The sequence below is a fragment of the Microbacterium wangchenii genome, assembly GCF_004564355.1.
Lineage (GTDB): Bacteria > Actinomycetota > Actinomycetes > Actinomycetales > Microbacteriaceae > Microbacterium > Microbacterium wangchenii.
Genome location: NZ_CP038266.1, coordinates 1,081,951 through 1,094,933 on the forward strand (window position 1 = coordinate 1,081,951; position 12,983 = coordinate 1,094,933).

At 74.0% G+C, this 12,983-nt stretch carries 11 protein-coding genes; 8 read left to right on the top strand and 3 right to left on the bottom strand.

All coding sequences use genetic code 11. The annotated features are described in order from the left end of the window. The first annotated feature begins 19 nt into the window (after positions 1-19). The 4 genes from manA to E4K62_RS05035 all read left to right on the top strand — a co-directional run bounded on the left by manA (position 20) and on the right by E4K62_RS05035 (position 5,933). Positions 20-1,189, top strand: coding sequence for a mannose-6-phosphate isomerase, class I (gene manA, locus E4K62_RS05020; RefSeq protein ID WP_135064354.1), 1,170 nt, complete (start codon positions 20-22; stop codon positions 1,187-1,189). A gap of 140 nt (positions 1,190-1,329) precedes the next feature. After that, the gene (locus tag E4K62_RS05025; RefSeq protein ID WP_135064357.1) at positions 1,330-1,653 is read left to right on the top strand and encodes a WhiB family transcriptional regulator; all 324 of its coding nucleotides are present in this window, start codon (positions 1,330-1,332) and stop codon (positions 1,651-1,653) included. 69 nt (positions 1,654-1,722) lie between these two features. Further along, positions 1,723-4,542: a glycosyltransferase gene (locus tag E4K62_RS05030; RefSeq protein WP_135064359.1), complete on the top strand. Its 2,820-nt coding sequence runs from the start codon at positions 1,723-1,725 to the stop codon at positions 4,540-4,542. Then, positions 4,539-5,933 carry a DUF5719 family protein gene (locus E4K62_RS05035; protein WP_135064362.1) on the top strand — a complete coding sequence of 465 codons (1,395 nt, stop codon included), beginning with the start codon at positions 4,539-4,541 and terminating at the stop codon, positions 5,931-5,933. The genes E4K62_RS05030 and E4K62_RS05035 overlap by 4 nt, the downstream gene beginning before the upstream one ends. Positions 5,934-5,937: 4 nt before the next feature. Here the strand turns inward: E4K62_RS05035 and E4K62_RS05040 are convergent, their stop codons facing one another. Next, the gene (locus E4K62_RS05040; protein ID WP_187270391.1) at positions 5,938-6,372 is read right to left on the bottom strand and encodes a metallopeptidase family protein; all 435 of its coding nucleotides are present in this window, start codon (positions 6,370-6,372) and stop codon (positions 5,938-5,940) included. 71 nt (positions 6,373-6,443) lie between these two features. Here E4K62_RS05040 and E4K62_RS05045 point away from each other — a divergent pair, with 71 nt between their 5' ends. Beyond that, on the top strand, positions 6,444-6,650 hold the full coding sequence (locus tag E4K62_RS05045; RefSeq protein WP_135064365.1) for a DUF3499 family protein: 207 nt from the start codon (positions 6,444-6,446) through the stop codon (positions 6,648-6,650). Positions 6,651-6,757: 107 nt separating this feature from the next. Here E4K62_RS05045 and E4K62_RS05050 read toward each other — a convergent pair whose 3' ends face one another. Continuing rightward, on the bottom strand, positions 6,758-7,579 hold the full coding sequence (locus tag E4K62_RS05050) for an RDD family protein (RefSeq protein WP_135064368.1): 822 nt from the start codon (positions 7,577-7,579) through the stop codon (positions 6,758-6,760). Between the two features lie 16 nt (positions 7,580-7,595). Between E4K62_RS05050 and E4K62_RS05055 the strand changes: the two genes are divergently transcribed. The 3 genes from E4K62_RS05055 to katG all read left to right on the top strand — a co-directional run bounded on the left by E4K62_RS05055 (position 7,596) and on the right by katG (position 11,496). Further along, positions 7,596-8,591 carry a stage II sporulation protein M gene (locus tag E4K62_RS05055; protein ID WP_135064371.1) on the top strand — a complete coding sequence of 332 codons (996 nt, stop codon included), beginning with the start codon at positions 7,596-7,598 and terminating at the stop codon, positions 8,589-8,591. 185 nt (positions 8,592-8,776) lie between these two features. Next, complete coding sequence (locus E4K62_RS05060) at positions 8,777-9,238, top strand: Fur family transcriptional regulator (protein WP_135064374.1); 462 nt, start codon at positions 8,777-8,779, stop codon at positions 9,236-9,238. Then, positions 9,235-11,496: a catalase/peroxidase HPI gene (katG, locus tag E4K62_RS05065; protein WP_135064377.1), complete on the top strand. Its 2,262-nt coding sequence runs from the start codon at positions 9,235-9,237 to the stop codon at positions 11,494-11,496. The genes E4K62_RS05060 and katG overlap by 4 nt, the downstream gene beginning before the upstream one ends. Before the next feature lie 134 nt (positions 11,497-11,630). On the opposite strand, the gene E4K62_RS05070 is transcribed toward katG, so the two are convergent. Beyond that, positions 11,631-12,983, bottom strand: a complete 1,353-nt coding sequence (locus E4K62_RS05070) for a DUF58 domain-containing protein (protein ID WP_135064380.1) — start codon at positions 12,981-12,983, stop codon at positions 11,631-11,633.

The following is a 12,983-nucleotide window of genomic DNA, read 5'->3' on the forward strand; positions in this document are numbered from 1 at the left end:
CGGGTCGTAGGCTGGGCGCGTGCTCACCCGCATCTCGAACTCGCCCCGCGACTACGCATGGGGATCGCGCACGCTGATCGCCGAGCTGGAGGGGCGCGCGCCCTCCGGCGCGCCGGAGGCGGAGGTGTGGTTCGGTGACCACCCCGGATCCCCGGCCCTGGTGGAGGACGGGTCCGGCCGCACGCTGGACACGTGGCTGGCGGAGGAGTCGGCGGCACTGGGTGTGCCCACCCGCCTGCCCTACCTGCTGAAGCTGCTGGCCGCCGGCGCGCCCCTGTCGATCCAGGCGCACCCCTCCAAGGCGCAGGCCGAGGCGGGGTTCGCGCGCGAAGAGGCGGCGGGAGTTCCCCGCGACGCCGCCGAGCGCAACTACCGCGACGACAATCACAAGCCCGAACTGATCGTCGCCGTCAGCGACCGGTTCGAGGCGCTCGCGGGCCTGCGCGAGCTGTCTGCGACCCGCCGGCTGGTCCAGGCACTCGGCGACGGCCCGGGTCCGCGGGCCCTGCGCGCGCACCTGGAGGGCGCGGATGCGGCGGCCGCGCTGCGCGACACCATCGCGTGGCTGCTCGGCCCCGACTCCGACGGCGACGTCGCCGACGTCATCTCCGCGGTGGGCGGCGCGAGCGCGGCGGAGTTCACTTCGGAGCTTGCGCTGGCCCGCTCCCTGGCCGAGGCCTACCCCCGAGACCCGGGCGTGGTGGTGGCGCTGCTGATGAACCTCGTCATCCTGACGCGCGGCGAGGCGCTGTTCGTGCCCGCCGGCGTGCTGCACGCGTACGTGTCGGGGCTCGGCGTGGAGCTCATGGCCGCCAGCGACAATGTGCTGCGCGGCGGGCTCACCCCCAAGCACGTGGACGCCGGCGAGCTCATGGCGGTGCTGGACGCCGCACCCTCCGATCCGCCCCGCCTGCCCTCCCGCGAGGCGGGCCCTGGCGTCCAGATCTTCGACCCCGGCGTACCCGATTTCGCCCTGGCAGCGGTGACGGTGGACACCGGAACCCCCGAACTGGAGCTCAGCGGCATCGCGCTCGCCGTCGCCGTGGCGGGGATCGTCGAAGTCACCGGAGCCAGCGGTGAGCGGGTCACCCTGCAGCCGGGCCAGGCGCTCGTGGCCAGTGCCGTGGAGAGCCCGCTGCGCTTCGCCGGCGCCGGTCGCGCCTTCGTGGCGATGCCCGGCCGGGCATAACAACCCCGACACGCCGTGGGCGTGGTGAAGTTTGAAGTCGGGGGTGAGGGTTTATGCTCTGCGACTTGACCGCAGCGAATCACACCGGTGTAATTAGGGGTACACGCGGCCGGCGTGTGGTGGAGGAAGCGGGAGACGAGATGGCTGGATCACAGTATCGTTCCGGCGTACCCGACAACTGGTTCGTCGATCCCGTCCATCTGGGCGTGCCCGGGGTGCGCCGCGACGCGGACGTCGAGGACAACCCGCTCTCCTGGCAGTCCGACGCGCTGTGCGCGCAGACCGACCCCGAGGCCTTCTTCCCCGAGAAGGGCGGATCGACCCGCGACGCCAAGCGCATCTGCACCTCGTGCGACGTGCGCGACGCGTGCCTGGAGTATGCGCTGCAGAACGACGAGCGCTTCGGGATCTGGGGCGGCCTGAGCGAGCGCGAGCGTCGCAAGCTCAAGCGCCGCGCGAGCTGAACCCGATCCGCTTCCCCTCGGCGCGTGCGCCGCGGGACGCTTGTGAGATCGCCCTAGGCTGATTCCGTCATGCCCGCTCGAGTCCACGCGATCCTCGTCGTGCGTCCGGAAGGGCGCACGCCCGCTGCCGCACACCTGCGGGCCACGCTCGCGGCGCTGGCGGCGCAGACCCGGCCCGTCGACGCCCTGACCATCGTGCTGTGCGGCGGCGATGCCGAGCTCCGCGAGATCGCCGCCCGCTCGGGCGCGGAAGGGGTCATCACCGCCGCGCACGGCACCGGATTCGCCGCGGCGACCGCGATGGCCACCCCCCGCCTCATCGGAGAGGCCGTGTGGCTCCTGGCCCAGGACACCGCGCCCGACCCCGAGGCGCTCACCCGCCTGGCCGGCGCCCTGGAACTGGCGGCGTCCGTCTCCTTCGCCGCTCCCAAGCTCGTCCGCTGGGACGACCGCTCGGAGATCGTCTCGCTCGGGGTGAGCATGTCGCCGACGGGGCGGGCGATCGAGCTGGCGGCGGGCGAACTCGACCAGGGGCAGCACGACGCCGCGCAGGATGTGCTGGGCACAGACGTCCGCGGCGTGCTCGTCCGGCGCGAGGCGTGGCGGCAGCTGGGCGGACTCGATCCCGCGCTCGCGGGAGCGGACGAAGGGCTCGATCTCGGTGTGCGCGCACGGCTGGCGGGGGAGCGGGTCACCCTCGTGCCCTCCGCCGTGGTCGCGGTGGCCGGCGACGGCGTGGCGGGCCTCCCCGCCGAGCACCGCTCCACCCGCCGGGAGTTCGCCATCCGCACGGCGGAGCTGCACCGCCGTCTCGTCTACGCGCCCGCCGTCGCGGTGCCGCTGCACTGGCTCTCCCTGCTGCCACTGGCGGTGTGGCGCACGATCGCGCTCCTGGTGGCCAAGCAGCCCGGCCGGGTCGGACCGGATTGGTGGGCCACCCTCGTGGTGCTCGTGCGGTGGGGTGCCGTCGCGCGGGCGCGGCGGCAGATCCGCACCACCCGCCGCGCCGGCTGGTCGCGCCTGGCGCCCCTGCGGGTGAGCCACGCGCAGCTGCGCCTGCGGTGGGACGGGGACGGCGCCGATCCCTCCGCGCCGGTGCGCACCGAACTGCGGTTCTTCACCGGCGGCGGCGCCTGGACGGTGCTGGCAGCCGCGGCGGTCTCGGTGGCGGTCTTCCCCGCGCTCCTGGCCTGGCCGGTGCTGGGCGGCGGCGCCCTGCTCCCGCTGCGCTCGCGCGTGGCTCAGCTGTGGGCCGACGCCGCGTACGGTCAGCGTGCGCTCGGCCTGGCCGACATCGCCCCGGCCGACCCCTTCGCCGCAGTGGTGGCCGTGGTGGGCACGCTCTCGCCCGCCGACCCTTCGCGGGCCCTGGTGATCCTGTGGCTGCTGGCCCTGCCGCTCGCGGTGCTGGGTGCGTGGTTCGCGGCGACCCGGGTCACCGAGCGCTCCCTCCTGCGGATTCTCGCGGCGGTGACATGGGCGCTGGCCCCGCCCTTCCTCACCGCCCTCATCGACGGACGCCCGACGGCCGTGCTCGTGCATCTCCTGCTCCCGTGGCTGCTGTACACCGGCAGCGTCGCGCACCGGTCGTGGGCGAGCGCCGGCGGCGCGTCGGTCCTGCTGGTGGCGGTGCTGGCGTGCGCGCCGTCGCTGGCTCCGGCGGTGCTCGTGGCGTGGCTGGGCATCCTCGTCGCCGTCGTCGCGGCCCGCCGGGGCCGCGGCGTCGCCAAGATCGTGTGGCTCCTGGTGCCGACGGCGGTGTTCTTCGCCCCGCTGGCGTGGGCGCATGCGCGCGCGGGGAACCTGCTGGCGATCCTCGCCGATCCCGGACCGCCCACCGGCGGTGCCGTCGCCGCCGACGCGGGCGGGCGGCTGCTGCTGGCTGCCGGGTTCCCCACGCCCGACCCCGCCGGATGGAGCGCGTTCCTCGAGGGGGCGCCGGTGTGGTGGGTGCCGCTGCTGATCGCTCCGCTGGCCCTGCTCGCGCTGGCGTCGCTGGTCACCCCCCGCTGGCCCGCAGCCGCGGCGATGATGGCGCTGGCGCTGCTCGGGCTGGCCACTGCGTTCGGCGCCGTCGGGATCGCGGTCTCCTTCGCCGGGTCATCGACGGTGCCGCTGTGGCCGGGCGCCGGTCTGAGCCTCGCGTGGGCCGGCGCGCTGGGCGCCGCGACGGTGACCCTGGACACCGGTCTGGTGCCGCGCGTGCGGATGCTGCGGCCCGCCGTCGCGCTGATCCTCGCCGGCGGCGTGGCGGTGGCGGCACTGCCGGCCCTCACGGCGTCGGCGCGGGATGCCGCGGTTCTGACCAACGGCCCCGCCTCCACCCTCCCCGCCTACGTCGCCGCGGAGGGGCGCGGTGACGCCCGCACCGGCACGATCGTGATCGACCCGCGGGGGAGCGGGATGGTCGTGCAGGTCGTGTGGGGCGGCAGCGAGACACTCGGCGGGCAGAGCACGCTCCAGGCCACCCGCACGGCACCCACCGCGGCCGACCGGGAGCTGGCCGCCCTCGCCGCCGACCTCGTGACCTCCACGGGGCCCGATGCGGTCGCCGCACTCGCCGAGCGCGGCATCGGTTTCGTCATGCTCGCCGCCCCCACCGGCGACGTCGAGGCCGTCCGCGCGCTGCGGCTGGCCGCATCCACCGCCCTGGATCAGCGCGACGGACTGGATGCGGCTTCGCGCGGTGTCCTGTGGCGCGTGACCGGCGACGTCGAACCCCGGCCCGACGCGAGCGCCGCCGTCCACGACACCGCGCGGGTGCTGGCGCTGCTGCAGATCGCCGTCGTCGTCATCGGCCTGCTTCTGGCCGTGCCCACCGCCGCCAGCCGGCGGATCGCGCGGCGCACCCCGCGCATCGTCGGCCCCGCACCCAGGGAGGCCCGATGACCGAGCGTCGCCGATTCGGCTGGGCACTGACCAGCGCGCGGGTGATCGCCGGCGCCGCCGCCGCGGTGGCCGTGGTCGTCGCGGTCGTGCTGGCCATCGCCTTCCCCTGGCCCACGGTGTCCACCGAGCCCGTGCGCGTCGAGGCGACGCCGGCGCCGTCGGACACGGTGCTGGCGTGTGACGGGCCGTTGCTGGTGCTCGGCCGCGTCGTCGAGCAGGCCGGTCAGCTGGAGCTGGCCGCCGCGCAGTCCGTCGTTGCGGGGCCCGACACCGCCGATGCGTCCGAGCGGGCTCTCACGGGGCCCGTGCCGGATGCGGGGCCGCTGAGCTTCACTGCGGCCCCGGACGGGTCCGCGCCCGCCGCCGTCGCGGCGGCCGGGTCGGCGTCGGTGGATGCGGCGGATCTGCGCGGGTTCGCCGCATCCGCGTGCCGGCCGCCCCTCCTGGAGTCCTGGCTCGTGGGAGGTGCCACCACGACTGGCTCCAACGACCTCGTGATCCTCACCAACCCCGGTGTCGTCGCCGCGACGGTGCAGGTGACGGTGTACGGCGCGGCGGGAGCCCAGAGCGCGCCCGGCGGCGTGGATCGCGTCGTGCCGGCGCGGAGCCAGATCGTCGTGCCCCTCGCGGGGCTCCTGCGCGACGAGGCCAGCCCCGTCGTGCACGTGACAGCGGCTGGGGCGCCGGTGAGCGTGGCCCTGCAGTCCAGCCTCACCCGCACGCTCCTGCCCGGTGGCGTCGACCAGGTGAGCCCGCTGGCGGCGGCCGCCGACCGGCAGGTCATCCCCGGAGTCGTCGTGTCCGCCTCCGCCGCCGACGAGGGCGCGGAGGCACGAACCCTCGTGCGGCTGCTCGCCCCCGCCGGTGACGGCGAAGCGCGCGTGTCGGTGCGGGACGACACCGGACGCGCCGTGGGCGAGACGGCGACCGTCCCGCTGGCGGACGGGACCCCCATCGAGCTGGAACTGCCCGGACTCGCCGCCGGCACCTACTCCGTCGGAGTCGAGGCCGACTCCCCGGTCGTGGCCGGGGCATGGAGCACGACCGGGTTCGGGGAAGGATCCGATTACGCGTGGTTCGCCGCGGCGCCCGAGGTCGACCTGCCCACGGTGGTCGCGGTGCCGCGCGGGGCGTCCCCGACGATGTCGTTCGTCAACGACCGCGCCGCCGACGCCACGGTCGTCCTGACCTCGCCCGACGGCTCCACGCAGGACGTCGAGGTGCCGGCCACCGGCGCCGTGGAGGTCGAACTGAGCGAGTCCGGCGTGTATGCGCTGGATCCGTCCGCGCCGGTGCGTGCCGGCGTGTCCTTCGCCGGGGCCGGCGCGCTCGCCGGATACCCCGTGTGGGGAGCGGATGCGGCGGCCCCGCCGATCGTCGTCTTCCCGTAGTCGCTCAGAAGTACCGGAAGCGCTCGGGGCCGAGGTCCCACGGGTCGCGGTCGAGGTATTCGGCCGCGGCGCGGAAGACCGCGCTCTCGATCATCATGCGCCGGTGCAGGTCGTCGTTGCGGTGCAGGTGGCTGAGCCGCTCGATCGGTACGCGGTACAGGATGATGCGCTTCTGCTCGCGCAGCACGTGCCAGCGCGGGATGCCCTGATCGTCGGGGGAGGGGGGCAGGACGCCGATCTCGAACGAGACGTCCCGCAGCTCCTCCCACGCCGAGCGCAGAAACTCCGCGGCGGTGCCCACGGCCAGGTCGAACCGCTCCGCGCGGGTGTCCAGCGGGGGCAGCGGGGGTCGGACGACCGGGCTGCGGTTCTCGCGGCCGTGACGGCCGTGGCGCGGGGGTCTCGCGCGGAGACGTTCGCGTGTGCGTCGGCGGACCATGGCCCCATCCTACGACGCGGGCGGCGAGGCGCTGCGGCGATGACGGAGCCCGCGGTTAGGCTGGCGGCGATATGCGCGACAGACTCTGCTCCAAGGTGGCCTGCTCCCGTGAGGCCGTGGCGACACTGACGTACGACTACGGCGATCAGATGGCAGTCGTCGGGCCGCTGGGGCGCGTGGACGACCCGCACGCGCACGACTTGTGCGCCATCCACACCGACCGGCTCTCCGTGCCGCGCGGCTGGGTGGTCGTGCGTCACGAGACCCTGCGCGTCTGACCCACGCCATAGCGCGCGAGATCAGGCGATCTGCCGAGATCAGGCGCGATCGGGCGCATCCGGACCTGATTTCGGCGATCCTCCTGATCCGGGGCGGATGCGGCGGGTCAGGAGGCTGGGGGAAGCAGCGCGGCCACGCGCTCGTCCTGCAGGCGCAGGGCGCGCAGCTCGCGGTCGCGCCGCACGGCGGCGACGCCGTGGAGGAACAGGTCGGCATCCACGGGCGGCAGCGGCGCGACGAAGGGACGCGCCTGCACCGCGAGGGTCTCGGCGAGGCGCAGGCGCGCGGCGGAGTCCAGCTCGGGCGCCGACCGCACGAACTGCGCGATGCGGGCGGCGAGGCGGTCGGGAAGCCGCGCGACATCGGCGACGGCGGCCCAGCCGGCGAGGACCGGCGGCACTCCCGGCGCGGGATCCGGCAGGGGACGTGTGCGGGTGCGCTCGCTGTAGGTGCCGGCCAGGAGGTCACCCAGCCGCTGCGCGCGCGGGGTGAAGATCGCCACGAGCGCGGCGAGCGAACCCAGCGTGAACCACAACTCCAACACGCCGACGAGGGCGCGGAGGAAGGCGTGGCGGAACCCGATCGCCCCGCCGTCGGCGCGCACGATCCGGGCGCCCACGGCGAGCTTGCCGAGGCTCCGCCCCCGCGTGAGGGCCTCCACGGTCGTGGGCACGACGACGGTGACCAGTACGAGCACCGTGATCGCCAGCGGGCGGATCATCGCCTCGCTGAGCACTCCGGCCGCCGCCAGCCACGTCACCACCGCCGCCAGCAGCAGGAGCACGGCCACACCGGCGAGGAAGTCCAGCAGCGCACCGAGGGCACGGAGGAAGAACCCCGCCGACTGCACGTCCAGGGCGACGGCTTCACCGGTGACGGTCTCGTCCTGCGCGATGCGCACGAGGTCGGGGGAGGGGCCTTGCGCCATGGGTACAGTAAAGCAAATGGATCTCGACGCCCTGACCGCCGCACGGCGGGAGGAGTGGGCGAGGCTCGACGCGCTGAGCCGCGCGCGCCGCCTGTCCGGCGCCGAGGTCGACGAGCTCGTCACGCGCTATCGCGCGGCGTCGGCCGACCTCGCCGACATCAAGACCTCCGCCGGGCGCACGCCGCAGGGCGACTACGTCTCCACGCTCCTGGCCCGCACGCGGCTGCGGCTGACCGGCGTGCGCGAGCACTCCGGAGCGCTCGTGCCGCGCTTCTTCCTGCGTCAGCTGCCGGCGGCGCTGTACCGCGTGCGCTGGATGCTGCTGGCCGTGGCCGTCGGGTTCCTCGCGGTGACGGCGCTCGTGGCGACGTGGATCGCCGGCGATCCGACCGCCGTCGCGGCCCTCGGCGACAGCGCCGACCTCGAGTACTACGCCGAGGAGGAGTTCACCTCGTACTACAGCGAGAACCCCGCCGCGGTGTTCGCCGGGACGGTGTGGACCAACAACGCGTGGATCGCGGCGCAGTGCGTGGCGTTCGGGATCACCGGCATCTGGCCGCTCATGGTCCTCGTGCAGAACGCGGTCGGGGTCGGCACGGCGGCGGCGGTGATGTTCGCCTTCGACCGCGGCGACATCTTCTTCTCCTTCATCCTCCCGCACGGCCTCCTGGAGATCACGGCCGTGCTCGTGGCCGGGGCGGCCGGACTGCAGATCTTCTGGGCGTGGGTGGCGCCCGGCCCCCGCTCGCGCGGCGAGGCGCTGGCCTCGGCCGGCCGGTCGCTGGGCACGATCGCGATCGGGCTCGTGTTCGTCCTCGCCCTCTCCGGCGTGATCGAGGGGTTCGTGACGCCGGCGCCCTGGCCGGTCGCGGTGAAGATCACGATCGGCGCGCTCGCGCTCGCGGCGTTCCTGGCGTACATGCTGGTCGTCGGCGGGCGCGCCGTGCGGGCCGGAGAGGACGGCGACCTCACCGAGTACGAGGCCGGCACGCCTCGCCTGATCGCCGGCTGAGGGTCCGCGCCCGCGCTCCGGCGTGCCACGCGCGTCGGAGAATCGCATCCAGGTCGGAGGATGCCGGCCGCATGCTCCGACGACGGTGGGATGCTCCGACCGTGCTTCGCGCCCACGGATACGAGTGGCTCGCCCGAGTGATCGGCCGTTTTTTGAATAGCTCAAAACACGGCTAGGCTCGAAGCATGCTCGACGGCTCCGACACGACTCCCGAGGCGCTGCTGCGCACCGCGGGACTCCGCGTGACCTCGACCCGAACCGCCGTCTTCGACGCGCTCTCCGGCAAGCCCCACGCATCCGCCGAGGAGGTGTTCGACCGCATCCGCGTGACCCTTCCGGGCACGAGCATGCAGTCGGTCTACAACGCCCTCGGCGACTTCGTGGAGGCCGGGGTGGCGCGTCGGATCGAACCGGCCGGTCGTCCCGGCATGTTCGAACTGCGCGTCGGCGACAACCACCACCACATGGTGTGCACGGAGTGCGGCCGCATCGAGGACGTCGATTGCGTCGTCGGTGCCGCGCCGTGCCTGCACGTGCCGGAGGGGAGCGGATTCGACATCCGCTCCGCCGAGGTCACGTTCTGGGGAACATGCCCGGCCTGTCGAGCAGAAGCTGAAAACCCGAACCCTCTGAGAGGACCCGAATGAGCGACACCGCCGCCCCCGGCTGCCCCGTGTTCCACGATGGCGCTGCCCCGGACGACAACCGCCTGCCCGTGGGCGAGGCGCCCGCCGACAGCGAGCCCGCCGGCGCACTGCCCCACCCCACGCAGGGTTCGCCGAACCGCGTGTGGTGGCCGAACGGAATCAACCTGAAGATCCTCGCCAAGAACTCCGCGCAGCGCGATCCGCTCGATGAGGGATTCGACTACAAGGCGGCCTTCGAGGGCCTCGACCTCGCGAGCCTCAAGCAGGACATCAAGGACGCCCTCACCACGTCGCAGGACTGGTGGCCCGCCGACTTCGGTCACTACGGCCCGCTCATCATCCGCATGGCCTGGCATAGCGCCGGCACCTACCGCGCGACCGACGGTCGCGGCGGCGGTGGCGCAGGGATGCAGCGCTTCGCACCCCTGAACAGCTGGCCCGACAACGTCAACCTCGACAAGGCCCGTCGCCTGCTGTGGCCGATCAAGAAGAAGTACGGCCAGTCGATCTCGTGGGCCGACCTCATGATCCTCGCCGGCAACGTCGCGCTGGAGTCCATGGGCTTCTCCACCTTCGGCTTCGCCGGCGGCCGCGCCGACGTGTGGGAGTCGGATGACGACGTGTACTGGGGCCCGGAGACCACGTGGCTCGGCGACGAGCGCTACACCGGCAACCGGGAGCTGGAGAAGCCCCTCGCCGCCGTGCAGATGGGCCTCATCTACGTCAACCCCGAGGGCCCCAACGGCAACCCCGACCCGCTGCTGTCGGCACGCGACATCCGTGAGACCTTCGGTCGCATGGGCATGAACGACGAGGAGACCGTCGCCCTCATCGCCGGCGGCCACACGTTCGGCAAGACCCACGGCGCGGCCCCCGACTCGCACGTCGGCCCCAACCCCGAGGCCGCCGACATCGAGGAGCAGGGCCTGGGGTGGAAGAACGAGTACGGCACCGGCAAGGGTGACGACACCATCACCAGCGGGCTCGAGGTCACGTGGACGTACCACCCCACGCGCTGGGACAACGAGTTCTTCCACATCCTGTACGCGTACGACTGGGAGCTGTTCCAGAGCCCGGCCGGCGCGCACCAGTGGCGTCCGAAGAACGGCATGGGAGCCGACATGGTCCCCCTCGCCCACTCCGAGGGCAAGCGCGAGCCGCGCATGCTCACGAGCGACCTGGCGCTGCGCATGGACCCGGAGTACGACAAGATCTCCCGTCGCTTCAAGGACGACCCGGTCGCCTTCGGCGACGCGTTCGCCCGCGCCTGGTTCAAGCTCACCCACCGCGACATGGGCCCCAAGGCCCGCTACCTCGGACCCGAGGTGCCGCAGGAGGAGCTCATCTGGCAGGACCCGCTGCCCGCGGCCGTGCACCCGCTCATCGACCAGGCCGACGCGGCCGCGCTCAAGCAGCAGATCCTCGACAGCGGCCTGAGCGTGCAGGAGCTCGTCACCACGACGTGGGCCGCGGCATCCACCTTCCGCGGCAGCGACAAGCGCGGCGGCGTCAACGGCGCCCGCATCCGCCTCGCCCCGCAGAAGGACTGGGAGGTCAACAACCCGACCCAGCTGCAGAAGGTGCTCGGCGTGCTCGAGCGCATCAAGGCGGAGTTCGACGCACAGCAGGCCGGTGCGAAGACCGTGTCGCTGGCCGACCTCATCGTGCTGGCGGGCAACGCCGGCGTCGAGCAGGCGGCCCTCGCCGGCGGCGTGGAGGTCGAGGTGCCCTTCACCCCCGGGCGCACCGACGCCACGCAGGAGCAGACCGACGAGGCATCCTTCGCGTACCTCGAGCCGGTTGCGGACGGATTCCGCAACTACATCTCCCGGGACGCGAAGCTGCCGGCGGAGTACCTGCTGGTCGACAAGGCCAACCTCCTCACGCTCACCGCGCCGGAGATGACGGTGCTGGTCGGCGGGATGCGCGCGATCGGGGCGAACTGGGACGGCTCGCCCTTCGGCGTGTTCACCTCGACCCCGGGCGCGCTCACGAACGACGTGTTCGCGAACCTGCTCGACCTCGGCACGACGTGGAAGCCGCTGGACACCGGCAAGCACGCGTTCGAGGGCACGAAGGACGGCTCCGGCGAGCGCGTCGGCGTGGGATCGCGCGTCGACCTGGTCTTCGCCTCCAACTCCGAGCTGCGCGCCCTCGCCGAGGTGTACGCGAGCGACGACGCGAAGGAGAAGTTCGTCCGCGACTTCGTCGCCGCGTGGCGCAAGGTCACCGAGCTCGACCGCTTCGACCTCGTCTGAGATCGCGGCAGGAAAGGCCCGTCCCCTCCGGGGCGGGCCTTTCCGCGTTCCGCGAGAGTGCACCGAACCGGCCAGAGTGCACCGGATCCGGTGCACTCTGGCCGAGGTGATGCACTCTCGGCGGATGCGGCGGGCTACAGGCGCCCGGCGGCCTTCAGCGCGAGGTAGCGGTCGGCCACGCGCGGGGGGAGGTCGTCGGCGGATGCGGTGACCGCCTCGCCGCCGGCACGCTCGACGGCGGCGACCACCCGCTGAGCGTCCGCGGCCGCCCGTTCGGCGGCCGCGGCGGCGTACACGTCGTCGGCCGTCCTCGTCCGCGCGGCGTCCCGGCCGGCCACCTCCGGGGCCGCGGTCGGCGTGGCACCCCCACCGGCACCGGCGGGACCCTCGGACGCCGTGGCGACCAGGACACGCGTGCGGGCGGTCAGCGCCGGCAGCGAGCCGAGGAACCCGCGCGCGGCGGCGGGATCGTCGTGCGCGGTGACCAGCACGACCAGCGACGGGTGCCCCGCCAGAGCGCGCACGTGGCCGAAGGCCGCATCCCAGTCGGTGTCCAGCAGCTGCGGCTCCACCGGCGCCATCGCGTCCACGAGCGCCGGCAGCAGCGCCGGCCCCTCGACCCGGCTCACGCGGGCCCGCACGACGCGGTCGAACATCAGGACGTGCACGTGGTCGCCCGCGCGCGCGGCGAGGGCGGCCAGCAGGAGCGCCGTCTCCATGCCCGCGTCCAGGCGCGTGCCGTCGCCCACCCGCACCGCGGAGGTGCGACCGGTGTCCACGACGATCACGATGTGGCGGTCGCGCTCGGGGCGCCACGTGCGCAGCATCGTGGTGCCCGCCCGCGCCGTGGCGCGCCAGTCGATGGAGCGCACGTCGTCTCCGCGCACGTATTCGCGCAGGCTGTCGAACTCGGTGCCCTGCCCGCGCACCTGCACGCTGGTGTTGCCGTCCAGTTCGCGCAGCCGGGCCAGACGGGAGGGGAGGTGCCGGCGCGCACGGAAGGGGGGCAGTACGCGCAGCCGCCCGGGAGCCTCGAGCACGGCCTGGCGCCCCGCGATGCCCAGGGGGCCGCCGGAGCGGACCGCCACGAACGCGCTGCGGAGCTCTCCGCGCCGCACCGGCCGGAGCAGCTGGCGGAGGATGCGCCGCTCCCCGGGCGGCACGTCCAGCCGCAGACGCGCCGACCCCGCCCCCGCGGTGGGCTGCCACCCGTCACGGACCAGCGCCCGCATCGCCCGCGTGCCGCCGTTTGCCACGACCAGCTCGGAGTCGGCCGGTTCGCCCAGCAGGGTACGGGCCGGGAGGCGCCGACGGATGGTGAGCGCGCGCGGGTCCGCGGCCAGGGCCACATCCAGCGCCGCGGCACCCAGGCACAGCAGCATCCACCCGCCCACGATCGCCCACGCCGGCACGCCGGCGCCCGGCAGCAGGACGACGGGCACGACGCCGAGGGCGACGAGGAGGGGGAAGCGGCCGGTGACGAACAC

Bases quoted from the DNA above. Each gene is read 5' to 3' on its own strand.
- E4K62_RS05025 (WP_135064357.1), top strand. From the start codon at position 1,330: ATGGCTGGATCACAGTATCGTTCCGGCGTACCCGACAACTGGTTCGTC.
- E4K62_RS05030 (WP_135064359.1), top strand. From the start codon at position 1,723: ATGCCCGCTCGAGTCCACGCGATCCTCGTCGTGCGTCCGGAAGGGCGC.
- E4K62_RS05035 (WP_135064362.1), top strand. From the start codon at position 4,539: ATGACCGAGCGTCGCCGATTCGGCTGGGCACTGACCAGCGCGCGGGTG.
- E4K62_RS05040 (WP_187270391.1), bottom strand. From the start codon at position 6,372: ATGGTCCGCCGACGCACACGCGAACGTCTCCGCGCGAGACCCCCGCGC.
- E4K62_RS05045 (WP_135064365.1), top strand. From the start codon at position 6,444: ATGCGCGACAGACTCTGCTCCAAGGTGGCCTGCTCCCGTGAGGCCGTG.
- E4K62_RS05050 (WP_135064368.1), bottom strand. From the start codon at position 7,579: ATGGCGCAAGGCCCCTCCCCCGACCTCGTGCGCATCGCGCAGGACGAG.
- E4K62_RS05055 (WP_135064371.1), top strand. From the start codon at position 7,596: ATGGATCTCGACGCCCTGACCGCCGCACGGCGGGAGGAGTGGGCGAGG.
- E4K62_RS05060 (WP_135064374.1), top strand. From the start codon at position 8,777: ATGCTCGACGGCTCCGACACGACTCCCGAGGCGCTGCTGCGCACCGCG.
- katG (WP_135064377.1), top strand. From the start codon at position 9,235: ATGAGCGACACCGCCGCCCCCGGCTGCCCCGTGTTCCACGATGGCGCT.